We start from the raw sequence: 25,522 nt of genomic DNA on the forward strand, positions 1-25,522 counted from the left end.
ACCGGCCACGGGTTCGTCCGAATCCTCCCATCATTGCATTCGTATGACCGGCGCGCATCACGCTTCGCGAGAGCTCGCGTCGCGCGCGCGTGCGCGCGGGCGTTGCGTGGAGAGTGGTCGTTCGCAACCCTCACGCGATTTAGACCTTGTCTTATTATAAACTACTGAGATTCATGGGTGCTTTCGTTGACTCGACGAGGGTTCCCACGGCACCTCGCCCCGACGTTCATGTTCATGAAATCGGAAGGTGCGATGTCGTCGAAAGTGTTTTCTCGTCCTGTTGCCGTTCTTGCCGCTCGCATCAAGACGCTTCTGACGTGCACCAGCCCGAGAGCCTTCACGGTTTCCGTGGTCTCCATTGCCTTGTGCAGCGACGGCGTCCTGCACGCCAGCAGCGCGCAGAGCGCTGCGCCCCAGGCCGCGGGGGGAAGCACGTTGCCGGCGGTGACCGTCACCGCAGACGCGCCGAAGCCGCGCGCGCGTTCACGAGCCAATCCAGTCAGGAGGGCGGGCCGCGGCGCGCCCGCGAACGAGCGGGCTAAATTGCAGGCGGAAGCGACCCCGACGGCTGCGAGGCCCGGTGCACTGCCGCGGACTTACGCAGGCGGGCAGGTGGCACGTGGAGGCCAGGTCGGTTTGCTCGGCAACAAGGATTTCATGGATACGCCCTTCAACATCACAAGCTACACGGCGAAGAAGATCGAAGATCAACAGGCCGTCACCGTCGCCGATGTCGTCACCAACGATCCCTCAGTCCGCTTGGGGAGCCAACCCGGCGGCATTTTCGATTCTTTCTTCATCCGCGGTTTTCCGATCGGGGAGGGCAATGTCGGAGAAATCGCCTTCAACGGCGTCTACGGCGTTGCACCGAACTACCGCGTGTTCACCGATTACGTCGAACGCATCGAGATCATCAAGGGCCCGACGGCGCTGCTCTACGGCATGGCGCCGAACAGTAGTGTCGGCGGCACCATCAACATCGTGCCGAAGCGTGCCGGGGACATCGATCTCACGCGCGTCACGACCGACTACGCGTCGAACACCCAGCTCGGCACACATCTCGACGTGAGCCGGCGGTTCGGTGAAAATCGCGAATTCGGTATTCGCGTCAATGGCAGCTATCACAACGGCGATACGCCGTTGGACAACCAGACGCGGGAGGCGCATGTCGGCTCCGCAGCGTTCGATTATCGCGGCGAGAAGTTCAGGGCCTCGCTCGATTTCATCGATCAGGAGGAAAAGTTCGACGCGCCGACGAGACCGTTCCTGGTCGCAACCGGCGTCGCCGTTCCGACCGCGCCGGTCGGACGGCGCAACGTCACGCAATCCTGGGAATTTGCCAAGGTTCACGACAACTCGCTTCTGGCGCGCGCCGAATACGACGTGACTGACGCAGTGACGGTGTTCGCCAATGTCGGCGGCGGCAGGACCCAGGTCGACCGTCTGTTCGGGACGCCGACGATCCTGAACGCGGCTGGCAACACCACGTCGACACCGGGACGATTCAAGTTCGACATCGACAGGAACGTGGCCGACGTCGGCGTGCGGGCCCGAATCGAGACTGGCGCGATCAGTCATGCCGTGAGCTTGCAGGGGAGCTACTACGGGGATGAGATCTCGCGGGGCTCGGTGAACGGCACGGCGGTGTCGTCCAACATCTATGCGCCGATCGCCCGTCCCCAGCAGTTCGTTGCGGCTCCCGCGACCGTGCCGCGGCTGTCGGACACCGAGCTGACCGGCATTGCGCTGGCGGACACCATGTCGGTTCTCCAGGAGCGGCTTCAGCTGACGGTCGGCGTCAGGCAGCAGGGCGTTAGGTCGAACAACTACAACACCACCACGGGCGCCGTGAGCTCGGCCTATGACCAGACGGCGTTCACACCGATGGTCGGCGTGGTCGTCAAGCCCTGGAGCAACGTTTCGCTCTACGCCAACTATATCGAAGGGCTCAGCAAGGGCGATACCGCACCGACGACGGCGGCGAATCAAGGCGAGGTCCTTGCGCCGTATCTGAGCAAGCAGAAGGAAGCAGGCGTCAAGGTCGATTTCGGCACGCTCGCGACCACGATCAGCCTGTTCGAGATCACCAAGCCGTCGGGGCAGACGGGTGCCGGCGACGTCTTCCGGGCTGATCAGGAGCAGCGCAATCGCGGCGTGGAATTCACGGTGTTCGGAGAAGTGCAACCGGGCATTCGCGTTCTTGGCGGCGTGACGTTGATCGACGCGGAGCTGACGAAGACGAACACGCTGGCCAATCTCGGCAAGACGCCGATCGGAGTGCCCGAGGTGCAGGCCAATCTGTCCGCCGAATGGGACACCCCGTTCGCACCGGGGCTGACATTGGTCGCCAACACCATCTATACCGGGCACCAATATCTGAATGGGGCAAACACGCAGGTTGTTCCGGCCTGGACGAGGCTCGATCTGGGCGCGCGCTACACCACGCGCATCAACAACCGGCCAGTGACGGTTCGGGCCCTGGTCCAGAATGTGTTCGACACCAACTACTGGGCTGGCGTCGCGAGCTTCTCTGCGCTAGCGCAAGGCTCGCCCCGAACCCTGCTCTTGTCGATGTCGACCGACTTCTGAGCTTTGGCCTCCTCGGGCCGGCTGCGGAGCTGGATCGGGCGCAGACGACGGGTGCTCTGAATGGACCAAACAATCAGGGCACCACGTCGAGGCGGCTCGGCGCCCGCCCGATCCAGGATGATGCCCGGACGCGTGCAGCACGCGCTGCTGTGGGCGCACCGTTGGTTCGGATTGATCGGCGGCATCGTCGTGGTGCTGATCGGCCTGACTGGAAGCTTCATCGTCTTCTACCGGGAGATCGATGTCGCCCTGAATCCGGCGCTCTATGCGCCCGCCGGTCCGGAGCAGAGCGTCACGTTAGCGGAGGTGATGCACGCCGCCGCGGCAGCGGATCCCGCGCCGATCGCGACGATCCTGGCGCCAGACCGGACCTGGCCAGTCTGGATCGTGATCCATTCGCACGAGACCACGCCAGGCAGCTACCCGAACCGGTGGACGACTATGGTCGATCCTTCCAACGGCAAGGTGCTCGGGCGGCGTGACTACGCCAACGCGTTCGCGCTCAAGGTTTACCGTCTCCATTTCACGCTGCTGCTCTACGAGTTCTGGGGCAAGGAACTGGTCGGCGTGGCCGGGTTCGTGCTGCTCGGCTTGGCGGTCTCGGGTCTCTTCCTTTGGTGGCCGAAGCCGGGGCGATTTTGGCGATCGATCTCGGTGCGCAAGAACGTCTCGCTGCTTCGATTTGTTCTGGACCTTCACGGTGCGGCAGGCTTTTGGGCGCTGTCCGTGCTCTTGTTGATCTCGATCACCGGCGTCGGCATCGTTTTTCCCGACCTGGTGCGGCCCATCGTCGGCCTCGTGTCGCAGCCGACGCCTGATCGCTCGCCGCGAGTCGAAATGCCGCCTCCGGCAGGGACGCCGGTGCTCTCACCTGACGCGATCATGCGACGCGCGCAAGAGGTCAAGCCCGGTGCGACGGTCGCCATGCTCAATCCGCCGACCGCAACGCGCAACACCTGGCGGGTGCAATTCCGTCCTGATGGAGCTGATCCCGCGGTGCGGTCGCGTGGAGCGATCTGGCTCGATCCGTGGAGCGGCGCTGTGGTGCACGACCGCACGCCGGGCACCATGTCGTTGGGGGACCGCTATCTGGCCGAGCAGCTCTGGCTCCACAATGGCGCGACGTTCGGATTCGCAGGACGCCTGCTGGTGTTCGCGGCCGGCTTCGCACCGCTAGTTCTCTTCGTCAGCGGCGCGATGATGTGGCTCAAGAGACGGCCCGGGAAGATGAGGCCCGGCTGAGAGGTCAGCGCCTGACGATTGAACCGGCGCGGCCAACCAGGCGGGCGAGCTGACGGAAGCGGCTGCCGACGCGGTCGGCGACGAGGTCGCCGAGCCGGTGCTCGAACACCAGCATCAATTTGCGGCCCTGGCTGCGGAAATGCGTGGCTGGCAGGACGCCCGGACGTGCGGCCGAGATCAGATGCGCGACGCGGAACGCGGCGCCCAGGAGGCGCGCGCGTTCGAGCTGGGCCGGCGTCAGCAGCTCCTGCATGGTGACCGGCGGCTGGTTTTCCTCGCTGAGGCCGGCATAGCGATAGAACACCGACAGGCCGACGAAGGCGCGTTCGGTGTGGGTGATCGCGCCGAAATTGCCGTTGACGACGAGGCTGAGCGTCTGCTCGCCGCGATGATCGGGATGCACGCGCCAGCCGATGTCGGAGAGCAGGCACGCGGTGTGGCGGAGGCGGCGGTCCACTTCCGTCTCGCGCAGCTTGACGACGCGCACCAAGCGGTCGGTCCAGGCAATCAACTCGCGCGCGTGCCTGGCCGAACGCGACAGCAGCTGGTTCAGCTCCTCCGCCGCGCAGATCAGCCCGTCCTTGTTGCGTTCGGTCTCGGGCAGCTTCTCGTGCAGCAGGCCCTCGCGCACGCCGAAGGTGGAGAACACGATGTTCTTTGGCTTCGCGACGCGGATGATGTGCTCGAGCACCAGCGCCGCATAGGTGAGGAGAGGGCGCCGCGCATCGGCGACGATCTCGATGTCGGCAAGCATGTCGGCGGCGGCGAGGCGCCGCAGGCGGCGCGAGAAGTCGAGCGCCTCGGCAGCCGGAATGGAATAGCCGTGCATCACCTGGAGCGGATAGCCGCTCTGGATGATGTGGATGCGCGCGAGCGCGCGCCAGGTGCCGCCGACGGCATAGAAGGTGCGACCGCGGCCGGCAGTGAGTAACTGCACCCCGTCGATCTCGTCGCGCACGATGCGATCGGCGCGCTTGAGCGATTTGTGGGCGAGGTCCTGCAGTGCGAGGCCGCCGAGCGGCAGCGTCACGCCGCTGCGTACGGCGTTCCTGCGCACGTCGATCAGCTCGAGCGAGCCGCCGCCGAGGTCACCGACGATTCCGTCCGGATGGTGGATGCCGGAGATCACGCCGAGTGCGGACAGTCGTGCTTCGCGCGGGCCCGACAGGATCTCGATCTTCACCGCGCAGATCCGCTCGGCCCTGGCGATGAAATCGGGACCGTTGGAGGCGTCGCGGCACGCGGCGGTCGCGATCGCGAACACGCGTCCGATCTTCATCACCCGGCACAGCGCGCGAAACCGTTTCAGCGAGGTCAGCGCCTTGTCGACGGCGTCGGGCGCGAGCAGGCCCGTGCTCTGCACCTCGCGCCCGAGACCGCACAGCGTCTTCTCGTTGAAGACCGGGATGAGGCTGCGCGCCAGCGCCTCGTAGACGACGAGGCGGACCGAGTTGGAGCCTATGTCGATAACCGCGACGCTCGAGCCGCGCTTGCGCGGCCGCTTCACGTCGCAAATCCCCGATCAGGATTGATGACGTTCGTTCCGGCGCGTGAGACGACGCGGCGAGGATTCCTTGAGCGACTTTCCACGGCCAGACAGACTCGGATTCGTCATGAAGTAGTTGTGGACGTTGAAAGGCTCCTCGCCCTTCGCGGTCTTCATACGCGTTGAAGACCCATCCGGCAACAACTGCCAGCTCTGCTCATTGTCCTTCAGGTTCGCGACCATGATCTGTTCGAGAACCTGCTGATGCACCGTCGGATTTTGCAGCGGACACAGCACCTCGACGCGGCGGTCGAGGTTACGCGGCATCATGTCGGCGGACGAGATATACACAGCCGCTTTCGCGCTCGGCAGTCCCTGGCCCATGCCGAAGCAGTAGATTCGGCCATGTTCCAGGAAGCGGCCGATGATCGACTTGACCCGGATATTCTCCGACAGACCGGGAATGCCGGGCCTGAGGCAGCAGATGCCGCGCACCACGAGCTCGACCTGGACGCCGGCCTGCGAGGCCTCGTAGAGCGCGTCGATGATATCGGGATCGACCAGCGCATTCATCTTCATCCAGACCGCGCCGGGACGGCCATGCCGCGCATGTGCGGTCTCGCCCTGGATGTGCTCGATGATGCGCTTGCGCAAGGTCAGCGGCGACACCGCCATCTTTTCCAGATCGCTCGGCGCGGCATAGCCGGTGATGAAATTGAACACGCGCGCGGCATCGCGGCCGATCGTCGGGTCCGAGGTGAAGTAGGAGAGGTCGGTGTAGATGCGCGCGGTGACCGGATGATAATTGCCCGTGCCGGTATGGACGTAAGTCGTCAGGCTGCCGCCCTCGCGGCGCACCACCATCGAGAGCTTTGCGTGCGTCTTCAATTCGAGGAAGCCGTAGACGACCTGCACGCCGGCGCGTTCGAGATCGCGTGCCCAGCGGATGTTGGCTTCTTCGTCGAACCGCGCTTTCAGCTCGATCAGCGCGGTGACTGATTTGCCGGCTTCGGCCGCTTCGGCCAGCGCGCGCACGACCGGTGAATTGTTGGAGGTGCGGTAAAGCGTCTGCTTGATCGCAACGACGTCGGGGTCGCGCGTGGCCTGCTGCAGGAATTGCACAACAACGTCGAACGACTCGTAGGGATGGTGGACGATCAGGTCCTTCTGCCGGATCGCGGCGAAGATGTCGCCGCCATGCTCGCGCACGCGTTCGGGGTGGCGCGGCACGTAAGGGGTGAATTCGAGGTCGGGCCGGTCGAGGCGGGTGAGCTGCGAGAGCTCGTTCATCGCCTGCACGCCGTCGACCAGGAAGATCTCGTCGTCGGCGGCGGAGAGCGCGTGCTGCACGAAGCTGCGCAGCTGCTCCGGCATCTTGGCGTCGATCTCGAGCCGGATCACCGATCCGCGGCGGCGGCGCTTCAGCGCGGTCTCGAACAGGCGGACGAGATCTTCGGCCTCCTCCTCGATTTCGAGCTCGGAGTCGCGGATGATCCGGAAGGCGCCTTGGCCGTGCAGATTGTAGCCGGGGAACAGGCGGTTGATGAACAGGGCGGTGGCCTGCTCCAGCGAGATCAGGCGCACCGTGCCATCCGCCGGCAGGCGGATGAAGCGGTCGATCTTGCCGGGCATGCGGATCAGCGCGTTCATCTGCTTGCCGTCAGCGGCGCGCGTGAGCTGCAGTGCGATGGTGAAGCCGAGGCTCGGAATGAACGGGAAGGGGTGGGCCGGATCGATCGCCAGCGGGGTCAGGAGAGGGAACACGTTGTGGAGGAAGTAGTCCTCGATCCAGGTTCGTTCCGCCTTTGTGACGTCCTTGCCGTCGACCAGCACGATGCCGACCTCGGCCAACGTGGCGCGCAGGTCGCGCCAGATCGCCTGCTGGTCGGAGGCGAGCTGGGAGACGGTGCGGTTGATCAGCGCCAGCTGCTCGGACGGCGTCAGGCCGTCGGGGCTGCGCTCGGCGATGCCCTCGCGGACCTGGGCCTTGATGCCGGCGACGCGAACCATGAAGAACTCGTCGAGGTTATTGGCCGAAATCGACAGGAATCGCACCCGCTCCAGCACGGGGTGGCTCGGGTTGACCGATTCCTCCAGGACGCGGCGGTTGAAATGCAGCCAGGACAGCTCGCGGTTGATGAACCGCTCGGGACTGGACGCGATCGCCGGAAGGCTCTCGGTTTCCGGGGCTTTCTCTTTGGTTTCAACAGCTTGCGCAGAGTCCATCAGAAGTCGGTCCATCCAGTTCACCCCAATTGCGACTCAAGCGCAAAAATCGGCGGGAGCATGTGTTAGAGCGATGACGTTTCGATGACATTGATGTTCCGCCCCCGCGCCGCGTCAAGCGGGCCCGCGAGCTTGTCAGGCGTCCCGGAGCAGCTCAGCGGCCAGCGCCCGGGTGACGGGACGGCCGAGCCGTAGGGCTTCGCTGTCGAGCAGCTCGACGGCCCGCCGGGCGGCAGCCGAGGACCGCTCCAGGCGCGTCGCGAGGTAGCCGACCACGCTCTCGTCCACATTGAGCTGGCGGTCGGCGCAGAACTTGACGATGAGGCCGCGGAACAGCTGGTCGTCGGGCGGCATCAGTGTGACCGTTGGAACGGCCCGCAGGCGCGAGCGCAGGTCGCGAAGCTCGATCGGAAGCGCGGCCGGCGCCTCGCGGCCGGTGAACAGGACGTAGGCGCCGTCCTCGCGGGCGAGGTTCATCAGGTGAAACAGGGCACGCTCGTCGAATTCCCCAGCCTTGAGATCCTCGACCACCAGCGCGCCGGTGGCGAGCGCGCCGGGCACGTCCGTCGCGGTCAGCGCATTGGCGGTGGTCGAGCGGGCGCCGGCTTCCTCGGCCCAGATCGCGGCGAGATGGCTCTTGCCGCTTCCTTCCGGGCCCGCCAGCCACATGATCCGGTTCGGCCATTCCGGCCAGCCGTCGATGAGGCCTAGACCGGCCGCATTGGCGGGGCCTTCGAGGAAGTTGTCCCGGCTGAGGCTCTCCGCATGCGGAAGCGCAAACGCCAATTGTCGGGGATGAACGCGGCCTGCCACGCTTGCTCTGCTCCATGCCGGCGCGCCGGCCCGCTTGTAGAGATTCGACTTGATGGTGCGGGACTTGGCCTTTTGCTGGGCTGCTTCCCCGCTCATTTGGCCTCGATCGTGCTCATGTGCCGCAGCCACTCGACGAGATAGAGCGACACGGAGGAGAGCGTGAAGACCGTGACGAGACCCATCAGGATGATATCATAAGGCGCGGGCTTGAAGCCGAAGGCAAGCGCCGCCAGCACCAAAGCTGCGAATGCCACTTGTGCCACCGTGTTGAGCTTGGAGACTTTCGACGGCTTCATCTCGACCGGCCGGTCGAACAACCAGGACACGATCACGGCGGCGACAATCATGATGTCGCGCGAGACCACCAGGATCACGATCCAGCGCGGGATCGCGCCCCAGATGCCGAGCGCCATGTAGATCGAGACCAGCAGCGCCTTGTCGGCGAGCGGATCGAGCAGGGCGCCGAGCTCGCTCGTCATGTTGAAGCGCTTGGCCAAAAAGCCGTCCACGGCATCGCTGATGCCGGCGATCAGGAAGACGGCGAACGCCACCTCCATTTGGCTCGACACGATGGCCCAGACGATGATCGGGACCAGCATGATGCGGCCCAAGGTAATGATATTCGGAATACTCACGAAAGCGCTTCCCGGCACCGGTTCTGACCTCAAATCCGGCCCGTTGCAGGCTGAACCGGTTGATATGTCTACATAGTATAGCGGGGAGCGCCATGCGAGCCATTGCGCGTCCCCGGAATTCAACGTAACCAGCCGCAAACCCACTGGAAATCGGGCATGACCGACCGCAAAAACGGCCTCACTTACGCCGATTCAGGCGTCGATATCGACGCGGGCAACCGCCTGGTCGACCTGATCAAGCCGATGGTGCGCGCCACCGCGCGGCCGGGCGCCGATGCCGAGATCGGCGGCTTCGGCGGCCTGTTCGACCTCAAGGCGGCCGGCTTCAAGGATCCGGTCCTCGTGGCCGCGACCGACGGTGTCGGCACCAAGGTCAAGATCGCGATCGAGACCGGCCTGCATGGCGGCATCGGCATCGACCTCGTCGCCATGAGCGTCAACGACCTCGTGGTCCAGGGCGCCGAGCCGCTGTTTTTCCTGGACTATTTCGCCTGCGGCAAGCTCGACCCCGAGGCCACGGCCGCCATCGTCGCGGGCGTTGCGGAGGGATGCCGCGAATCCGGCTGCGCTTTGATCGGCGGGGAGACCGCCGAGATGCCCGGCCTCTACAAGGACGGCGACTACGATCTCGGCGGCTTTGCCGTCGGCGCCGCCGAGCGCGGTACGTTGTTGCCGCGCAAGGACATCGCCGCGGGCGATGCCGTGATCGGTCTCGCTTCGTCCGGCGTGCATTCCAACGGCTTCTCGCTGGTCCGCAAGATCGTCGAGCAGTCGGGCCTCGGCTTCGAGGCGCAGGCGCCGTTCGCGCCGGTGATGACGCTCGGCGGCGCGCTGCTGACGCCGACCAGGCTCTACGTCAAATCCTGCCTGCGCGCGATCCGCGAGACCGGGGCGGTGAAGGGGCTCGCCCACATCACCGGCGGCGGCTTCACCGACAACATCCCGCGCGTGCTGCCGAAGCATCTCGGTGTCGGCATCGACCTGGCACGCCTGCCGGTGCTGCCGGTGTTCAAATGGCTGGCGGCCCAAGCCGGCATCGCCGAGCTGGAAATGCTGCGCACCTTCAATTGCGGCATCGGCATGATCGCGATCGTCGAGCCCGACAAGGTCGACAAGGTCGTCGAAGTCTTCACCGACGCAGGCGAGACCGTGGCGCAGCTCGGCACCGTGATTCCGGCCGAGGGCGAGCACCGCGTCGTCTATAACGGCCACCTCGACATGGCGCTATAATGACTGGCGCCGTGATGAAGCGCCGCGTCGCCATCCTGATTTCCGGGCGCGGCTCCAACATGGCTGCGCTGATCAGGGCAGCCGCCGCCGCGGATTTCCCGGCGGAGATCTCGCTCGTCATCTCTAACAAGGCGGATGCGCCCGGCCTCGAACGCGCCCGGGCGAGCGGCGTGACCACCGAGGTGATCGAAAGCAAGCCGTTCGGCAAGGACCGCGCCGGCTTCGAGACGGTGCTGCAGGCCGCGCTCGACAAGCACGGCATCGAGCTGATTTGTCTCGGCGGCTTCATGCGCCTGTTCACGGCCGAGTTCACCAAAGCCTGGTACGGGCGGATGCTCAACATCCATCCCTCGCTGCTGCCATCGTTCCCCGGCCTCGACCCGCACGGCCAGGCCCTGCGCGCCGGCGTCAAGCTCTCCGGCGCGACGGTGCACTTCGTCATTCCCGAGACCGATGCCGGCCCGATCGTGATGCAGGGCGCGGTTCCCGTCAGCGACCACGACACCGCGGAGACGCTGTCGGAGCGCATCCTCGAGGTCGAGCACCACATCTATCCCGAGGCGCTGCGGCTGCTCGCGACCGGCAAGGTCCGTATCGAGGGCGATGTCTGCAAGACGGCGGGAAGCGCAGCGTCGGAGAATTTTCTGATTGCGCCGGTGGTGCGCTGAAACGCGGTCTGGCTTATTCGACAAAATCTGCAGTCTCGCCATTGCGGATGTATCCGTAGATGCGAAACCCCTCAGCCGTTTCCTCTCCGGCAAACCGGATGCGTTTCAGGATTGTGCGGACACGCTCGCGCTGAGCCGCCGTCTCGACAGATAGTTCAGCCCATTCCATCCACCCCGCCGATCGTCCAGTGATAGTGCCATTCGCCATCCCACTGGCTCAGGTATCCCGTTTCCAGGTTCTTGCAGCGAAATCGGGGTTGTTCGGACGGAGCTAGCTCGAGCACGGCCACGCGCAGTTCGCGCCATTTTGTGTCATTGGCGACCGAATAGTAGTCGGACTGCTGAGCCATCTGTCCGCCACAAACAAAATCCCCCGGCAGAGCCGGGGGCAACGTCATGATCGCTCGCATGCCGCGAGAGACATCAGGAAACCTTGAGGTTCTCCGCGGATGATTTGCCGCGGTTCTCCACGAGGTCGAATTCAACCACCTGGTTCTCGTTGAGGGTAGAGAGTCCGGCACGCTCGACGGCGGAGATGTGGACGAACACGTCCTTGTCGCTGCCATTCGGCTTGATGAACCCATAGCCCTTTGTCGGGTTGAACCATTTGACGGTGCCCTTTTGCGGCATCGCTCGTCTCCTCCACTAGATATAAAAACGACGCGGCCGCTTTTTCGCGTGCCACGCCACAAACGGGCTCCCGGAAGTCTGTTCGAGTCTTGAGGCGCAATGTCGCGAAACGCACAGCAAACGGCCAATTCCGATTGTGAACGTTATTGCAACATGAAATTCGCCGGCTAGCAAGCCGCGCGCGGATTTCAAGAGCAAGCCAGGTGCCTTCAAGCGCAATTTGCGACCTGTGGCAGCAGAACCACAATCGGTGCAATAGCCTCGGCCGTTATGCGCCAACCGGTTGACCCCTCGTGGCAGTTCGGCCCAAATCGCCGCAAGCGCCGCAGACCGTGTTGCATTTTTGCGCGCCCGCCACTTCGCTTTCGGGATTCATCGCATGCGCTGCGCCGCGCAGCTCTCCGGGACACGGCAGACGATCGGGTTGGACTGCGTCCGCCGGATCGCGGCTGCGCTTGCGATGGCGTTTGCCCTGGTAGTGACGATGGCGGCCGTGAGCCCCGGCTTCGCGCAAAGCACGCCCACACCGACCCCGACGCCCACGCCGACGCCCACGCCGTCACCGACCCCGATTCCGTCGCCGACCTCGACCAATCAAAATCAGTCAGCCGGCAACAGCATGCTCAATTTCGGCTCAGGCTTTCTGGAGCGGCTCGGCAATCAGGCCTCCGGCGGCGTCAACCGGGCGTTCCGCACCAATCCGGGCGGCGGCGGCGCCTCGGTGGCTGCGGAAGATCCGCGCTACCGCACCTGGTTCGAGGGCTATGGCCTTTCGGTCCGCACCGATGCGCAAGGCGACTTCGTCGGCGACAAGCGCAAGACCTTCGGCGGCGTTGCCGGCTTTGGCGCGCGGCTCGCACCCGGCGTCAACATCGGATTCTCCGTCGACCACAGCCACACCGACATCGACGTGCCGCTGGCGCTGCAATCCGCAACCCTCGATCTCACCCAGCTCGGCTTCAGCGGCTCAATCGACAAGGGCCCATGGACCTGGGCCTTTGCCGTGGTGCACGGCTTCGGCAAGGTCCATTCCAGCCGCGATACCGGCCTTGGCCTTGCGACCGCGCGCTATCGCGCCGCCGTGGACGGCGCGCTGACCGAGATCAGCTATTACTGGACCAAGGACGAGATGCGCATCGTGCCCAAGGGCGCGCTGGAATATGTGCGTGCCACCAGCGCCGCGTTCCAGGAGACCGGCGGGCTCGATCCGCTCAACGTCGGCTCGTCGGCGCTCTCGCGCGCGCGCATCATGCTCGGGGCCGAGGTCGGCCGCTATTTCATCATTGACCAGAAGATCCTGGACCTCTCGGCCTACGGCAAGTTCGTCGACAATTTCCACCAGGACCTCGGATCCATCCAGATCAGTCTGGGCGCCCAAAACATCATCGTCCCCGGCATCGGCGAGAGCCGTTACGGCGCGGATGCCGGCGCCTCGGCTTCGCTCAGCCTGACCAACGTGGCGAGGCTCTACGTCAATTACGACGGCAAATTTCGCAACGAGCTCACCTCGCACCAGGGCACGCTCGGCTTCGAATACAAATGGTGAGCTGACGCTCGCCTTCGTTAAGTCGGCGCCGTCGCCACGTATCCCGCCAGGCCAAAGCCCTCGCGCGCCGCCGTCATCATCGGCACCAGCGCGTTCGGATGGATGAACTCGTCGCGGAAGCAGGGATAGGTCCTGGCATCGAAGATCTTCTTCAGCCAGTCGACCACGATCTTGTGCCGCTCGGAGCTGCGGAACTCCTTGTGATAGGTGAGCCAGAGATCGGCGTGATGGCTGACGCCGAGATCGACCGCAACGAGCGGCGCACCGAGCGCGATCGATACCGTCGGCAGGAAGCCGATGCCGGCGCCGCGCTCCACCGCGTAGAGCACGCCCACCGACGAATTGGTCTTGATCCCGACGATGCCTTCGAGCGACTTCAGCCCGAGCACGCGGGCATAGGCGCCGTCGTCGACCTGCGGCGCGCTCTGCTTGATGATGCGGTGATTGTTCAGTTCGGCGAGCGTTGCCGGCACGCCGTAGAGGCTTTCATACTCCTTGGAGACGAAGGGATAGATGTGGAGGCGGCCGAGCTTGGCGACGATCAGATCGGGATTGGTCGGCGGCTCGAGCTGGATCGCGATATCGGATTCGAGCCGCGCGACGTCGGCCTGCTCCATCGCGCAGCGCAGATCGACCGTGATCTTGCGGTACGTCTTCTGGAAGTCGATCAGCCGCGGCAGGATCCAGAAATTGCCGGGGCCTTCCGTCACCGCGACGCGAACGGTGCCCGAGGTGTCGTTCGAGGACCGCGCCGCGCGGCGGAAGACGTTGAAGGCATGACGCTCCATATGCGTGACGTCGGCGATCATCGCAGCGCCTTCGTCGCTGAGCGTCAGCCCGCTCTGGTCGCGCAGGAACAGCTTGCACCCAATGCTCTCCTCGAGCCGGTCGATGCGGCGCATCAGCGTGGTGGAGGTGAGGCCGAGCTCTTCGGCGGCATTCCGAAAACTTTTAAATTTTGCGCACGCTAAAAACAGCTTCAAATCATCCCAGGACGCGCCCAGGGCTTCTTCACGGTGCTGCATCATCGCAGCACCCCGGTGCAATAACTGCTGCATACTCCTGATCCCCAACCGCTAAGCTCGTCGTAGCGGGGCATGAAAGCCTCGAACGATAGAGGCGCGACATGAGTATGGAAAGGGGCACGTTTGCCGCAAGGCATGATTTCGATGCCTTGCCGCTGAGCCCGGACGTCGACGTCCGCTGTGCGCAATTTTCCGAAATTGGAGCGCTTTCGGAGATGGCGCACCGGCTGGTGCCGGGCGTGCAGATCGGGACGGCGGAGCTTGCCAAATATTACGTTTTCGATCCCCAGAGCATCCTGACATTCAGCCGCAAAGGCAAGCTCGTCGGCGGCATGGCCTTCCTGTTTCTCAATGACCGCGGACATGACGCGCTGCTGCTCGACGAGATTTGCCTCACCGCGCCCGAGACGCGTTATCTCGCATCGGCAGACGAAGACGTCGCTGCCATCTACATCTGGGCGATCGCGGCGACGGGCCGCGGCATCGCCGGTCTCGGTAAGGCCGCGGCTCATCTGCGGCAGATAAGGTTTCGCGATGCGGATTGCTATGCGCAGCCGTCAACGGTGGCCGGACGCGACATCATGAAGGCGACAGGCTTTGCGCCCGTCCCGAGCTTCCAACCCGACCTTTGGTGCTACGAGCGGCCCTGGCATCGACAGCCGATGCGCATGCCGGGAGCGATCATCCAATCAAGGAGCTTTGCAGATGCACGGTACTAGGATTCCAGTCGCCAAGCCCTGTTCCCGCGCCATCACCATCCGCCTCGCGCGCGACCCAAGCGATCTCATGCTGGTGACCGCCATCCGCTCGGCGGTCTACCTCGCCGAGCAGGATTGTCCGTTCGAGGAGGAGTTCGACGGCAACGACATGGTCGCGGCGCATTTCATCGGCTTCGTCGGCAACGAGCCTGCGGGCTGCCTGCGGGTGCGCTTCTTCGGCGATTTCGCCAAGGTGGAGCGGCTTGCGGTGCGTCACCAATATCGGCGCTCGCGCGTCTCGTTCAAGCTGGTGCAGGCCAGTGTCGATTATGTGAAGCGCAAGGGCTTTCGCAAGATCTACGGCCAGGCGCAGGACCGGCTGGTCGATTTCTGGGCCCATTTCGGTGCCAAGCCGCTCGGTCACAACCGCAAGATCACGTTCTCGGATTTCTCCTACACGGAGATGCTGCTGGAGATCGAGCCGGGCCCGGACGCCATCACGCTGGACAGCGATCCCTATGTGATTATTCGTCCCGAGGGCGATTGGGACCGTCCTGGCGTGCTCGATGCCTCGGCCGGGCGGGCGGTGACCTCGCCGATGCGGGACCTCGCGCTCGCCGACCGCTGAAACAGGTGCAGCTGCGCGCAACTCGATGCTGGTTTCAATGTACGATGATCCGCCGATCCTGGTCTGTGCGGATCTTCAGGTCGAGTACCTGACCCCCGGCCGCCGTCACGTTATCCGCGACGGCGATGCGACGACGGCGCGCTGCCTGGAACTCCTGACGCTGTGGCGCAGCAATCTATGGCCGGTGATGCATCTGAAGCGCATCGCGCAGGCGGCCTGGTTCAATCCGTCATCCAGGCTGACCGATTGGATCGCGGAGACCAGGCCACAACCGGGCGAGATGACGTTCGAGCACCCGCTGCCGTCCGCCTACAGCTCGTCGCGGTTTGGCGGCCACATGTCCGCTATCCGCACCACACGCTGCATCCTGATCGGCTTTTCCCTGGACGAGACCATCCTGGCCACTGCCGTCGAGGGGTTTCACCGCAGTCATCGCTACCATGTGATCACCGACGCGGTGGCTTGCCGGCAGCCGGGCACGGACGATGCCGCGGCCTACCGGCATGCGGTAGTGGATGTCATTGCGAATTTTGCTACAATCCAGTCCAGCGCCGAACTGATCAGAACCAGCGGCGCCGTTGCGGTGTAGGCGGCCGCGGCCGGTCGATGGGGTTGAGAATTGTCGCGGGGAGACGAGCTCAAGGAGCTGGCGAGCGATCTGTCGCATGCCGCCGAGAAGGCGCGCAGGCTTGGGCTGCCTACCACGGTCTACTTGCCCTCGATGGCGCTGATGGAGGTGAGGGAAGCCGTTTCCGCCACCGACGAAGTGGACGACGACGGCGCGGCGTGAGAGCTGCCCAGCCCGATTCTGCGATCCGCGGTCCTGTCATGTGCGGCTTTGTGCATCGCTGCTGAGCGCTTGCCGCCGACGAATTGGCATTGCAAGTTTTGCGTCGTGGCAATAGCCAAGTACTTGAGACAAGTACTCGCCATCGAGTGATGACGCCGGCCCGCCGGCGGCGTGACGCTTTTAGGGATCATCGCAAATGTCCATGCTGCCCAATTCGCAAGAGGCCCGGGATGTGGCCTATCAGCTCCATCCCTACACCAATGCGCGCACGCATCAGCAGGCCGGTCCGCTGGTGATCGAGCGCGGCGAGGGGCCTTACGTCTTCGACGCGTCGGGCAAGCGCTATTTCGAAGCCATGGCGGGCCTGTGGAGCGTCGGGCTCGGCTTCAACGAGAAGCGACTGGTCGAGGCGGCGCACAAGCAGATGCAGGCGCTGCCGTTCTACCATACGTTCTCCGCCAAATCGCACGGTCCGTCGATCGACCTCGCCGAGAAGCTGGTCGCGCTCGCGCCGGTGCCCATGAGCAAGGTGTTCTTCACCAATTCCGGCTCGGAAGCGAACGACACCGTGTTGAAGCTGATCGCCTATCGCTCCAACGCGCTCGGCCAACCGCAGCGCAAGAAGGTGATCAGCCGCCTGCGTGCCTATCACGGCGTCACCATCGCATCCGCCAGCCTCACGGGCCTGCCGAACAACCATCGCTCGTTCGACCTGCCGCTGCCGAACATCCTGCATACGGGCTCGCCGCACTTCTACAAGGACGGCGCCCCCGGCGAGAGCGAGGAAGCCTTCGCCACGCGCCGGGCCGAGGAGCTCGACGCCCTGATCCAGAAGGAAGGGCCGGATACGATCGCGGCGTTCTTCGGCGAGCCGGTGATGGGGGCGGGCGGTGTCGTGGTGCCGCCGGCGACCTATTGGGACAAGATCCAGAAGGTCCTGAAGAAGTACGACATTCTCCTGGTCGCCGACGAGGTGATCTGCGGTTTCGGCCGCACTGGCAAGATGTTCGGCTGCGAGACCTACGGCATCAAGCCCGATGCGATCGTCGTCTCCAAGCAAATCACATCGAGCTATTTCCCGCTCTCGGCGATCATCCTGAACGACCGCATGTTCGAGCCGATCGCGGACGAGAGCAACAAGATCGGCGTGCTCGGCCACGGCTTCACCGCGGGCGGCCATCCGGTCGGCTCGGCGATTGCGCTGGAGAACCTCAAGATCATCGAGGAGCGCGGCCTCGTCGCACACGCGGCCGAGCTCGGTGGCTACATGCAGGGCCGCTTGCGTGAACTCGCCAGCCACCCGCTGGTCGGCGAGGTCCGCGGCGTCGGCATGATCGCCGCGCTCGAGCTCGTGCTCGACAAGGCGCGCAAGACCGCGGCGGCAACGCCGGGCGCCGTCGGCGGCATCGCCAGCCGCATGCTCCAGGAGCGCGGCGTGATCTCGCGCAACATGCTCGATGCCATCGCGATCTGCCCGCCGCTGATCACGACCAAGACCCAGATCGACGAACTGGTGGACGCGATCTCCGGCGTGCTGAACGACATGAAGAGCGAAGTGGCGAAGCTGACGCCGGCGTAAGGCTTCGTCGCTCTCTCCGTCGTCATTGCGAGCGCAGCGAAGCAATCCAGAATCCCTCCTCGGAGACAGTCTGGATTGCTTCGTCGCAAGAGCTCCTCGCAATGACGATCGAGTGAGCGGAGCGGCCCTACGCCCGCTGCACCCCGATCACGCGGCCTTTCTCGATCGCGAGCGCGAGCTCGCCGCGCTTGAGCTTCAGCGCGGCGTCGCCGAACAGCTCGCGGCGCCAACCGCGCAAGGCGGGCACGTCGGCCTCATCGTCCGCCGCGATCTCCTCTAAGTCGTCGACGGTCGCGATCACCTTGCTTGCGACTGCGTGGCGCTCGGCGGTCATCCGCAACAGCACCTTCAACAGCTCGACGATGGCGGCGCCGTTGGAATTGTTGCGCGGTTTCTCCAGCTTGGGCAGCTTCGAGAAGTCCCGCGCCAGCCCCCGCTCGACCGCGGCGATGATGTCCGCGCCCCATTTGGATTTCTCGAACCCCTTCGGCACCGAGCGCAGATGGGCGAGCTTCTCCAGCGTGGTCGGCGCGTGGGTCGCGATATCGGTGACGGCTTCGTCGCGCAGCACGCGGCCGCGCGGCACGTCGCGGCTCTGCGCCTCCTGTTCGCGCCAGGCCGCGACCTCCATCAGCACCGCGAGGTCTTTGGGCTTGCGGACCCGCGTCTTCAGCCGCTCCCAGGCGCGCTCGGGATGGAAATCATAGGTGCGGGGCGAGGTCAGGACCTCCATCTCGATGGAGACCCATTCGCTGCGGCGGCGCTTCTTCAGGTCGGCGTCGAGCGCGGCGAACACGTCGCGCAGATGGGTGACGTCGGAGACCGCGTAATGCATCTGCTCCTTGGTCAGCGGCCGGCGCGACCAGTCGGTGAAGCGGTGGGTCTTGTCCGGGCGGTGGCCGGTGACCTTCTCGACCAGCGCGTCATAGGCGATGCTGTCGCCGTAACCGAGCACCATCGCAGCCACCTGGGTGTCGAACACCGGGTGCGGGATGATGCCCGCCTGGTGCCAGATGATCTCAATGTCCTGGCGGGCGGCGTGAAACACCTTGAGCACGCCCTCGTTGCCCATCAGCTCGAAGAACGGCTTGAGATCGATCCCCTCGGCCAGGGTGTCGATGACCACGGCTTCCTCGGCGCTGGCCATCTGCACCACGCACAGCAGCGGGTAGTAAGTGGTCTCGCGCAGGAATTCGGTATCGACTGTTATGACGGGGTGCTTGGCCAGCCGGCTGCAGGCAGCCGCGAGGTCAGCGGTGGTGGTAATTAAATCCATGAACGGCCCATGACACTTGGTATCAGCCGTTCCGCCGAAAGTGCTGTGATGTCAAGGGGCTCTAAGCGAATTCGAGCCTTGCATCGGGCCGGAATCGTCCCTTTCCGACGAAATTCCTATTCGTAACGGATCCGGTGCGAGGATTTGCGGGCGCAGGGCAGCGCCACCACGATCACGCACATGGCGACCAAGGCCAATCCCAGGAACTCGAAAACCAACAGATCCACGGCGAAATCTCCAGAAACATTGATAGATTTGTCGGGGGTGCGTTGAGGGTCTGTTAATTGCGATGGTTACCGGCGGCGGGCCGGGGCGGATGGTGGACGAGAAGTTAATTGGGCGCAGCCATGGTCACGCCATCAGCTTCGGCAAGCCGGTCGCGAGGATGTCCACGGCAGCGCGCACCTTCGGCGGCAGCCGGGGTGAGCGCGGCCAGAGAGCGTGGCACTCGTAGAGGAATTGGGGCTGACTGCTGAAGAGATTGACCAGCGCACCCGTGTCGAGGCGCTCGCGGACCAGCCAATAGGGTAGCCAGGCGAGACCCATGCCTTGTGCCGCGGCATCGGCAATCGCCTCCAGGTCGTCAAGTCGGAGCCGGCCCGATGGCATGATCTCGCGCGGAGGCGCGCCCTCCTGCGGAAAGAGCCACGGCCGGACACGCCCTGAGCCGCGATAGATGATCGCTTGATGGGCGGCGAGATCGTCGAGCGATTTCGGTTTGCCGCTCGTGCGCAAATACGACCGGGCGCCACATACCACCATGCGCTGGCTTGCGATGCGCCGTGCGATCAGGCCGGACTGGTCGTCGAGATCGCCGGTTCGGATTGCCAGATCGTAGCCGGCCTCGACGATGTCGGCAATCGGATCGCCGAACGAGAGGTCGAGTTCGAGATGCGGATATTTCCGCGCGAGCTTCATCAGCAACGGCGCAATGCAGTGCCGTCCCAGCAGGGCCGGCATGGTGACGCGCAGCCTGCCGCGCGGCTCCGACAGCTGGTCGGCAACGACGCTATCTGCGGCTTCGGCCTCGCTCAGCACCGCGCGGCAGCGTTCGTAGTAGGCCTGGCCGGCGTCGGTCAGGCTCTGGCGCCGCGTGGTGCGGTTGAGGAGCCGTGCCCCGAGGCGCTCTTCGAGGAAACGGACGTGCTTGCCAACCATCGGCCCCGACATCTCCAGGGCATCGGCCGCAGCCGCAAACGAGCCGAGATCGACGGCCCTGACGAACACGGCCATGCTGGTCAGGCGGTCCATGATTGAAAACTCCTGGTTTCGACTGTTGGCTTGCTTGGGCGATTTATCCCCTTCGCATGGATCGGCATAGCTCTATTCAGTTCAACTGTTTTGGAGTGCATCCATGGCCCGCGCCGTTCGCTTTTATCGCCATGGTGGTCCCGACGTGCTGCGCATCGAAACCATCGATGTTCCGCCACCGGCGACGGGCGAGGTGCAGATCCGGGTCAAGGCACTCGGCCTCAATCGCGCCGAGGCCCTGTTGCGAAGGGGGACCTATATCGAGCGCGCGACATTTCCGTCGGGGCTGGGGTTGGAGGCGGCCGGCATCGTCGAAGCGGTCGGGGACGATGTGACGAGCTTTGTGCCAGGCGATATCGTGAGCATCGTGCCGCCGCTGTCGATGGTGCGATGGCCGGCCTATGCCGAGCTCGCGACGTTTCCGGCCGAACTCATTGTGAAACATCCGCCGGAGCTCGGCTTCAAGAAGGCGGCGGCCGTGTGGATGCAGTATCTGACGGCCTACGGCGCTTTGGTCGACATCGCCCGACTTGGTCGAGGGGACATTGTCGCCATCACCGCTGCATCCAGCAGCGTCGGGATTGCGGCGATTCAGATTGCGAACCGGGTCGGCGCGACGGCGGTCGCGCTGACGCGGACCTCGGCCAAGCTTCGGGCCTTGCGCGATGCCGGCGCGGCCCACGTCGTCGCCTCCGACGAAGACGACATTCGGGCGCGGCTGGAGGCGATCGCCGGATCTAACGGGGTCCGCGTCGTCTTCGACGCCGTCGGTGGTCCCGCGTTCGAGCCGCTGACCGCGGCCATGTCGCCGGGCGGAATCCTGATCGAATATGGTGGATTGAGTCCTGAGCCGACGCCGTTTCCGCTCTTCAACGTGTTGACGAAGAGCCTGGTGTTGCGCGGCTACCTCGTGCACGAGATCATCCGCGATCCGGCGCGCCTTGCGCAGGCCAAGGCGTTCATTCTCGACGGGCTGTCGGATCGCACGTTGCAGCCGGTCATCGCCAGGACGTTCCGCTTCGAGGACATCGTCGAAGCGCATCGGTTTCTGGAGTCGAACGATCAGTTCGGCAAGATCGTGGTGACGATCTGATCGAGCGCATTCCCAACGCATTCGGCGCCCCGCATGACGGGGCGCCGAAGCTTGTTCGTGCGATGGACAGCCGATTTTACGGCAGCTTCAGCGACGTCTCCGCATTGTACGGCTTGAGCGTCTCGTCGGCGGCTTTCTGGGCGGCGGCGAGGGCTTCCTTCGGCTGCTTCTTGCCGTTGAGGACCAGCATCACCTCGTCCTCGAGGTTCTTGCGCACCGGCACGGTCTTGTAGGTCGCAAACCACGGCTTTGCGACGTCGAGCTGCTCGACGGCGGTCTTGGCGTCCGGGTTCTTGCCCAGGAATTCGACCATCTCCGGCGTCTTGTACGCGGCCATGTTTGGCGCGAAATAGCCGGTGGCGCGGCTCCACCAGCCGCTCTTCTCGGGCGAGGTCATCCACTTGATCAGCGTCCAGGCGGCCTTCTGCTTGTCGGCCTCAAGCCCGGCCGGCATGATCAGGGAGGCGCCCCCGATCGGCACCGCGTTGCGGACGTTGCGCGGGATGAAGGCGACCTTGTAGGCGAACTTGGCGTTGTCGCGCACGTAAGTGAGCGAGCCCGTCGACAGCATCATCATCGCGGCATTGCCCGAGATGAAGGAGGTGCTGACGGCGGGACCAGGCGTGGCGCCGGGCGTGTGGACCTTGTGCTTGTAAATGAGGTCATTCCACCAGGTCAGTGCACCCAGCATCGAGGGCGTGTCGTAATAGACCTCGCCGCCGAACTCCTCGTTGTAGTAGCGCCCGCCATTGCTCATGGTGAGCGTTTCCATCATCCAGCCGCAATAATCGTAGGCGCAGGGGATTGCGATGCCCCATTGGGTCACCTTGTCGCCCTCGCGCTTGGTCAGCTTCTTGGCCCAGTCGGTGAGCTCAGCCCAGGTCTGCGGCGGCTTGCTCGGATCAAGGCCCGCTTCCTTGGCCTTGTCGGCGTTGATGTAGAGCAGCGGCGTCGAATTGTGGAACGGCACGCCGTAGACCGAGCGGTTGATCACGGCATTGCCGTGCAGCGCCGGGAAGAACTGGCCGAGGAACTGCTCCTTGGTGGTGCCGTCGGCCTTGATCAGCGCATCGAGATTGGTGAGCTCGTTCTCGATCTGCATGTCCAGCAGGAAGTTCGCCGACATGATCACGGCGGCCGGCGGCTTGCCGGCCTTGATCGCGGCGCGCGTCTTGATCAGCGTGTCGTCATAGGAGCCGGTGTAGACCGCAGTCGCCTTGACGCTGGGATGAGTCTCGTTGAACTCCTTGATCAGGGTGCCCATGTCGCGGGCGAGCTTGCCGTCGACGGGGACGGGGAAGAACAGATCGACCTCGGTCGGACCTTCGGCCTTGGCCGGAACGGCGAGGGCGCCTGCCATGGTGCCTACCATGGCCAGGCCGAGCATGAGCCTGCGGGAGAACAGCATCGGAAAATCTCCTATTTGATGCCTGAGGTGACGAAAGAGCTGATGAAGCGTTTCTGGAAGATCAGGAAGGCGACGAGCAGAGGCGCGATCACCATGAGCGTGCCGGCGGCGATGGTGCCCCAGGCCTGCGTGCCTTCGGCGGTCTTGGTGAAAACGGAGAGGCCGATCGTGAGCGGGCGCTTGTCCGGCGAATTGATCACCATCAGGGGCCACAGGAAGTCGTTCCAGTGGCTGGTCACGGAGATGATGGCGAAGGCCGAGAAGCTCGGCATCGACAGCGGCACGTAGATGTGGCGGATGCGCTGGAATAGGCCCGCGCCGTCGATCAGGGCTGCGTCTTCCAGCTCGGTCGGAATGGCCTCGAACGCCTGGCGCATCAGGAAGGTGCCGAAGGCCGAGGCGAAGAACGGCATCATCACCCCGGTGAGCGTGTCGTAGAGACCGAGCTGCGCCACCAGCGACAGGTTCGGCACGATCAGCAGCACTGGCACCAGCATCAGCTGCATCAGGAACAGGTAGAAGATCGGCGTCTTGCCGGCGAAATCCAGGCGCGCGAAGGCAAAGCCCGCCAGCGTGATCGTGACGAATTGCACCAGCAAAATGCCGGTGCAGATGATCGTGGTGTTGAGCGTGTAGCGCGGGAAATCGCCGATCTCCCAGGCGTCTCTGACATTGTCGAGCGTGGGTTTGAGGCTCGGCATCAGCTCGGCCATGGTGTTGATGCCGTCGGAGGCCGGCCGCAGCGTCGCAACGACCATCCACAGGAAGGGGATCAGCCAGACCATTGCGAGCAGCACGGTCAGGGCGAAGCCGAGCTTGGGCGTGATCTCGCCGCGGGTGGCGAGCGGGGCGTCCTTCCACAGCGTATCAAACAGCTTCATGGCCCGCCCTCGCGGCTCGCCATGGTGCGGAAGGACAGCGCGGTGAGGGCCATCAGCGCGGCCAGCGTCAGCAGCGTCGCGGCCGAGGCCTTTCCGATGTCGTAGTGCTCGACTGCCTGCTGGTAGATGTAGAACAGCACGAGGTTGGTCGCGTTGGACGGCCCGCCCTGGGTCATGACGAAGACGTGATCGACCTGCGTCACCGCATTCAGCGTGGCGATGACGGTGACGAACAGGAAGGTGGGCTTGAGCTCCGGCAGGATGATGTGGCGCAGCCGCCGATATGGTCCGGCGCCGTCGAGATGCGCGGCCTCCATCACGTCCTCGGGCACGGCCTGGAGGCCGGCGAGGAAGAACAGCATGTAATAGCCGGCGTTCTTCCAGATCGTGATGACCATGATCGCATAGAGCGCGATGTCGGGATCGCCGAGCCAGTTCGGCAGCACCGGCAGCAGCCGGCCGATGTAATAGTCGAGCAGGCCGACGTTCGGCAGGAAGATGAACAGGAACAGCGCCGAGGCCGCGACCATCGGGATCAGCACCGGCAGGAACAGCGCGGCACGCAGCGCGCTGGTCACCGCGTTGGTGCGCGACAGCGCCAGCGCGAACAACAGCGCAAGCGCAATGCTCGGCACCGCCGTGCCGAAGGCGTAGATCAAATTGTTGACGACGGCGCCTGCGAAGGCGGGGTCGGCGAGCACCGCGCTGATGTTCTCAAAGCCGACGAAACGCACCGGCGCCTTCGGCGTCGCGCGCTGATAGAACGCATCGATCAGCACGCGCCCCATCGCGCCATAGGTGAACAGCGCGAGGAAGACCAGCGAGGGCAGGAGCAGCAGATAGGCCGGCAGCGAGGCCTTGAAGCGGCTCGTGAACCGTTTCAGGACGTGTAGACGCGGTGCCGCCGACGTCGCGACCGGGAGAGCCGCGGGTTCAGCGAGGCTCATCTCATCGCGCCCGGAAATTGAGCGCGTAGTCGCGGCCGTCCACTCCCGCCGGCGGCTCGAAGGGGAAGCGCAGACTCTGGTCGAGGAAATCGTGGCTGTGCACGACGAGGTTCTCGTCGTCGATCAGCACGACGCCATAGGCCGGCGGCTCGTGGCTGGCGAGATGCTCGCTGGCCGCAACGTCGAGCTCGAACCAGACCTGGTGGTTGGTGCCGCGCAGCGTCGAGAACGGGATCTTGCCGTAGCTGCCGAAGATCGGCCGGTGCACATGGCCGAAGAAAAGGTGGCGGATCCGCGCGCGATAGGGCGCGATGACTTCCGCGAATTCGGCGCTCTGCTTCAGCGCGATCTCGTCCATGGTGTGGACGCCGACCGGGAAAGGCGGATGGTGCATGAACACGACGAATTCCTGGTCGGCGGATGCGGCGGCGAGCGTGCTCGCCAGCCAGCCGAGGCGCTTTGCGCACATCTCGCCGGCATGGCTGGTCTCGTCCAGCGTGTCGAGGAAGACGAACAGGCCGTGCTCGGTGGTGCGCGTGCCCTGCACGAAGCCGTTGGCATCGCGCGGCGCCGCCTTCAGCGCGTCCAGGCAGGTGACGCGCTTGTCGTGATTGCCGACCATCGCGATGTAGGGAATCTTCAACGCCGTCATCGCCTCGGCGAAGTTGGCGTAGGACTCAGGCTCGCCCCAATGGGTGAGGTCGCCGGTCACGACCGCAAACGCAGCGTCGGACTGATGCTTGTTGATGTCGGCGATCGCCGCATCCAGCCGGGCGCGCGGATCGAGGCCGTAGAGCATCGAGCCGGGATTCGCGAGATGCGTGTCGGTGAGGTGGATGAATTTGAAGGGCATGGCGCGCCTAAATCGGGACGGTGGGAGG

At 64.6% G+C, this 25,522-nt stretch carries 24 protein-coding genes; 11 read left to right on the forward strand and 13 right to left on the reverse strand.

What is annotated here, in order from left to right; genetic code table 11:
• Positions 1–252: 252 nt before the first annotated feature.
• Both N2605_RS14735 and N2605_RS14740 read left to right on the forward strand, forming a co-directional pair.
• The gene (locus N2605_RS14735) at positions 253–2,589 is read left to right on the forward strand and encodes a TonB-dependent receptor (RefSeq protein ID WP_425248847.1); all 2,337 of its coding nucleotides are present in this window, start codon (positions 253–255) and stop codon (positions 2,587–2,589) included.
• Positions 2,590–2,706: 117 nt separating this feature from the next.
• Positions 2,707–3,831: a PepSY-associated TM helix domain-containing protein gene (locus N2605_RS14740; protein WP_260347146.1), complete on the forward strand. Its 1,125-nt coding sequence runs from the start codon at positions 2,707–2,709 to the stop codon at positions 3,829–3,831.
• A gap of 4 nt (positions 3,832–3,835) precedes the next feature.
• Here the strand turns inward: N2605_RS14740 and ppx are convergent, their stop codons facing one another.
• The 4 genes from ppx to N2605_RS14760 all read right to left on the reverse strand — a co-directional run bounded on the left by ppx (position 3,836) and on the right by N2605_RS14760 (position 8,991).
• Positions 3,836–5,338 carry an exopolyphosphatase gene (ppx, locus tag N2605_RS14745; RefSeq protein WP_260347147.1) on the reverse strand — a complete coding sequence of 501 codons (1,503 nt, stop codon included), beginning with the start codon at positions 5,336–5,338 and terminating at the stop codon, positions 3,836–3,838.
• A gap of 15 nt (positions 5,339–5,353) precedes the next feature.
• Complete coding sequence (locus N2605_RS14750; protein WP_260347447.1) at positions 5,354–7,543, reverse strand: RNA degradosome polyphosphate kinase; 2,190 nt, start codon at positions 7,541–7,543, stop codon at positions 5,354–5,356.
• A 135-nt stretch (positions 7,544–7,678) separates the two neighbouring features.
• Positions 7,679–8,356: a P-loop NTPase family protein gene (locus N2605_RS14755; protein ID WP_260347448.1), complete on the reverse strand. Its 678-nt coding sequence runs from the start codon at positions 8,354–8,356 to the stop codon at positions 7,679–7,681.
• A 92-nt stretch (positions 8,357–8,448) separates the two neighbouring features.
• Positions 8,449–8,991, reverse strand: coding sequence for a CDP-alcohol phosphatidyltransferase family protein (locus N2605_RS14760; protein ID WP_025035876.1), 543 nt, complete (start codon positions 8,989–8,991; stop codon positions 8,449–8,451).
• Between the two features lie 156 nt (positions 8,992–9,147).
• On the opposite strand from N2605_RS14760, the gene purM reads away from it, so the two are divergent.
• Positions 9,148–10,221, forward strand: a complete 1,074-nt coding sequence (gene purM / locus N2605_RS14765) for a phosphoribosylformylglycinamidine cyclo-ligase (protein WP_036000563.1) — start codon at positions 9,148–9,150, stop codon at positions 10,219–10,221.
• Positions 10,222–10,235: 14 nt separating this feature from the next.
• The gene (purN, locus tag N2605_RS14770) at positions 10,236–10,889 is read left to right on the forward strand and encodes a phosphoribosylglycinamide formyltransferase (RefSeq protein WP_225156138.1); all 654 of its coding nucleotides are present in this window, start codon (positions 10,236–10,238) and stop codon (positions 10,887–10,889) included.
• Between the two features lie 155 nt (positions 10,890–11,044).
• Here purN and N2605_RS14775 read toward each other — a convergent pair whose 3' ends face one another.
• Complete coding sequence (locus N2605_RS14775) at positions 11,045–11,287, reverse strand: DUF6678 family protein (RefSeq protein WP_260347148.1); 243 nt, start codon at positions 11,285–11,287, stop codon at positions 11,045–11,047.
• A gap of 25 nt (positions 11,288–11,312) precedes the next feature.
• On the reverse strand, positions 11,313–11,519 hold the full coding sequence (locus N2605_RS14780; RefSeq protein ID WP_027576280.1) for a cold-shock protein: 207 nt from the start codon (positions 11,517–11,519) through the stop codon (positions 11,313–11,315).
• 379 nt (positions 11,520–11,898) lie between these two features.
• Between N2605_RS14780 and N2605_RS14785 the strand changes: the two genes are divergently transcribed.
• Complete coding sequence (locus N2605_RS14785; protein ID WP_260347149.1) at positions 11,899–13,065, forward strand: autotransporter outer membrane beta-barrel domain-containing protein; 1,167 nt, start codon at positions 11,899–11,901, stop codon at positions 13,063–13,065.
• A gap of 17 nt (positions 13,066–13,082) precedes the next feature.
• Here N2605_RS14785 and N2605_RS14790 read toward each other — a convergent pair whose 3' ends face one another.
• The gene (locus tag N2605_RS14790) at positions 13,083–14,123 is read right to left on the reverse strand and encodes a LysR family transcriptional regulator (RefSeq protein WP_036000552.1); all 1,041 of its coding nucleotides are present in this window, start codon (positions 14,121–14,123) and stop codon (positions 13,083–13,085) included.
• 68 nt (positions 14,124–14,191) lie between these two features.
• Between N2605_RS14790 and N2605_RS14795 the strand changes: the two genes are divergently transcribed.
• From N2605_RS14795 to N2605_RS14815, 5 genes are all read left to right on the forward strand, one after another.
• Positions 14,192–14,809 (forward strand): hypothetical protein, encoded by a 618-nt coding sequence (locus N2605_RS14795; RefSeq protein ID WP_036000548.1) that lies wholly within the window; start codon positions 14,192–14,194, stop codon positions 14,807–14,809.
• Positions 14,796–15,416 (forward strand): GNAT family N-acetyltransferase, encoded by a 621-nt coding sequence (locus N2605_RS14800; RefSeq protein WP_036033956.1) that lies wholly within the window; start codon positions 14,796–14,798, stop codon positions 15,414–15,416. Before N2605_RS14795 ends, N2605_RS14800 begins: the two co-directional genes overlap by 14 nt.
• A 25-nt stretch (positions 15,417–15,441) precedes the next feature.
• Entirely contained in the window at positions 15,442–16,005 is a 564-nt protein-coding gene (locus N2605_RS14805; protein WP_225187364.1) for an isochorismatase family protein, read from the forward strand.
• 30 nt (positions 16,006–16,035) lie between these two features.
• Entirely contained in the window at positions 16,036–16,206 is a 171-nt protein-coding gene (locus N2605_RS14810) for a hypothetical protein (RefSeq protein WP_260347150.1), read from the forward strand.
• Positions 16,207–16,402: 196 nt separating this feature from the next.
• Positions 16,403–17,785, forward strand: a complete 1,383-nt coding sequence (locus N2605_RS14815; protein ID WP_036000540.1) for an aspartate aminotransferase family protein — start codon at positions 16,403–16,405, stop codon at positions 17,783–17,785.
• Between the two features lie 127 nt (positions 17,786–17,912).
• Here the strand turns inward: N2605_RS14815 and rnd are convergent, their stop codons facing one another.
• Positions 17,913–19,061, reverse strand: coding sequence for a ribonuclease D (rnd, locus tag N2605_RS14820; RefSeq protein ID WP_036000537.1), 1,149 nt, complete (start codon positions 19,059–19,061; stop codon positions 17,913–17,915).
• Positions 19,062–19,412: 351 nt separating this feature from the next.
• Positions 19,413–20,312: a LysR family transcriptional regulator gene (locus N2605_RS14825; protein ID WP_036000535.1), complete on the reverse strand. Its 900-nt coding sequence runs from the start codon at positions 20,310–20,312 to the stop codon at positions 19,413–19,415.
• Between the two features lie 103 nt (positions 20,313–20,415).
• On the opposite strand from N2605_RS14825, the gene N2605_RS14830 reads away from it, so the two are divergent.
• Positions 20,416–21,405, forward strand: a complete 990-nt coding sequence (locus N2605_RS14830; protein WP_260347151.1) for a zinc-dependent alcohol dehydrogenase family protein — start codon at positions 20,416–20,418, stop codon at positions 21,403–21,405.
• A 76-nt stretch (positions 21,406–21,481) separates the two neighbouring features.
• Here the strand turns inward: N2605_RS14830 and N2605_RS14835 are convergent, their stop codons facing one another.
• Genes N2605_RS14835 through N2605_RS14850 form a run of 4 tightly spaced genes read right to left on the reverse strand, consistent with a single transcriptional unit; the run spans position 21,482 to position 25,494 of the window.
• Positions 21,482–22,813 (reverse strand): ABC transporter substrate-binding protein, encoded by a 1,332-nt coding sequence (locus N2605_RS14835; protein WP_260347152.1) that lies wholly within the window; start codon positions 22,811–22,813, stop codon positions 21,482–21,484.
• Between the two features lie 11 nt (positions 22,814–22,824).
• Positions 22,825–23,694, reverse strand: a complete 870-nt coding sequence (locus tag N2605_RS14840; RefSeq protein WP_260347153.1) for a carbohydrate ABC transporter permease — start codon at positions 23,692–23,694, stop codon at positions 22,825–22,827.
• A complete protein-coding gene (locus N2605_RS14845) occupies positions 23,691–24,641 on the reverse strand; it encodes a carbohydrate ABC transporter permease (protein WP_260347154.1) in 951 nt (316 codons plus the stop codon). The genes N2605_RS14840 and N2605_RS14845 overlap by 4 nt, the downstream gene beginning before the upstream one ends.
• 1 nt (position 24,642) lies before the next feature.
• The gene (locus N2605_RS14850; RefSeq protein WP_260347155.1) at positions 24,643–25,494 is read right to left on the reverse strand and encodes a phosphodiesterase; all 852 of its coding nucleotides are present in this window, start codon (positions 25,492–25,494) and stop codon (positions 24,643–24,645) included.
• Between the last annotated feature and the right edge of the window lie 28 nt (positions 25,495–25,522).

It is taken from the genome of Bradyrhizobium yuanmingense (assembly GCF_025200905.1).
Lineage (GTDB): Bacteria > Pseudomonadota > Alphaproteobacteria > Rhizobiales > Xanthobacteraceae > Bradyrhizobium > Bradyrhizobium yuanmingense.

What these genes read in the sequence shown, in the direction of transcription:
- N2605_RS14815 (WP_036000540.1), top strand. Translation starts at nt 16,403, where the DNA reads ATGTCCATGCTGCCCAATTCGCAAGAGGCCCGGGATGTGGCCTATCAG.
- N2605_RS14800 (WP_036033956.1), top strand. Translation starts at nt 14,796, where the DNA reads ATGCACGGTACTAGGATTCCAGTCGCCAAGCCCTGTTCCCGCGCCATC.
- N2605_RS14825 (WP_036000535.1), bottom strand. Translation starts at nt 20,312, where the DNA reads ATGGACCGCCTGACCAGCATGGCCGTGTTCGTCAGGGCCGTCGATCTC.
- purM (WP_036000563.1), top strand. Translation starts at nt 9,148, where the DNA reads ATGACCGACCGCAAAAACGGCCTCACTTACGCCGATTCAGGCGTCGAT.
- N2605_RS14750 (WP_260347447.1), bottom strand. Translation starts at nt 7,543, where the DNA reads ATGGACTCTGCGCAAGCTGTTGAAACCAAAGAGAAAGCCCCGGAAACC.
- N2605_RS14835 (WP_260347152.1), bottom strand. Translation starts at nt 22,813, where the DNA reads ATGCTGTTCTCCCGCAGGCTCATGCTCGGCCTGGCCATGGTAGGCACC.
- N2605_RS14845 (WP_260347154.1), bottom strand. Translation starts at nt 24,641, where the DNA reads ATGAGCCTCGCTGAACCCGCGGCTCTCCCGGTCGCGACGTCGGCGGCA.
- N2605_RS14795 (WP_036000548.1), top strand. Translation starts at nt 14,192, where the DNA reads ATGAGTATGGAAAGGGGCACGTTTGCCGCAAGGCATGATTTCGATGCC.
- N2605_RS14830 (WP_260347151.1), top strand. Translation starts at nt 20,416, where the DNA reads ATGGCCCGCGCCGTTCGCTTTTATCGCCATGGTGGTCCCGACGTGCTG.
- N2605_RS14805 (WP_225187364.1), top strand. Translation starts at nt 15,442, where the DNA reads ATGCTGGTTTCAATGTACGATGATCCGCCGATCCTGGTCTGTGCGGAT.
- purN (WP_225156138.1), top strand. Translation starts at nt 10,236, where the DNA reads ATGAAGCGCCGCGTCGCCATCCTGATTTCCGGGCGCGGCTCCAACATG.
- rnd (WP_036000537.1), bottom strand. Translation starts at nt 19,061, where the DNA reads ATGGATTTAATTACCACCACCGCTGACCTCGCGGCTGCCTGCAGCCGG.
- N2605_RS14850 (WP_260347155.1), bottom strand. Translation starts at nt 25,494, where the DNA reads ATGCCCTTCAAATTCATCCACCTCACCGACACGCATCTCGCGAATCCC.
- N2605_RS14735 (WP_425248847.1), top strand. Translation starts at nt 253, where the DNA reads ATGTCGTCGAAAGTGTTTTCTCGTCCTGTTGCCGTTCTTGCCGCTCGC.
- N2605_RS14785 (WP_260347149.1), top strand. Translation starts at nt 11,899, where the DNA reads ATGCGCTGCGCCGCGCAGCTCTCCGGGACACGGCAGACGATCGGGTTG.
- N2605_RS14780 (WP_027576280.1), bottom strand. Translation starts at nt 11,519, where the DNA reads ATGCCGCAAAAGGGCACCGTCAAATGGTTCAACCCGACAAAGGGCTAT.
- N2605_RS14790 (WP_036000552.1), bottom strand. Translation starts at nt 14,123, where the DNA reads ATGCAGCAGTTATTGCACCGGGGTGCTGCGATGATGCAGCACCGTGAA.
- N2605_RS14840 (WP_260347153.1), bottom strand. Translation starts at nt 23,694, where the DNA reads ATGAAGCTGTTTGATACGCTGTGGAAGGACGCCCCGCTCGCCACCCGC.
- N2605_RS14740 (WP_260347146.1), top strand. Translation starts at nt 2,707, where the DNA reads ATGATGCCCGGACGCGTGCAGCACGCGCTGCTGTGGGCGCACCGTTGG.
- N2605_RS14775 (WP_260347148.1), bottom strand. Translation starts at nt 11,287, where the DNA reads ATGACGTTGCCCCCGGCTCTGCCGGGGGATTTTGTTTGTGGCGGACAG.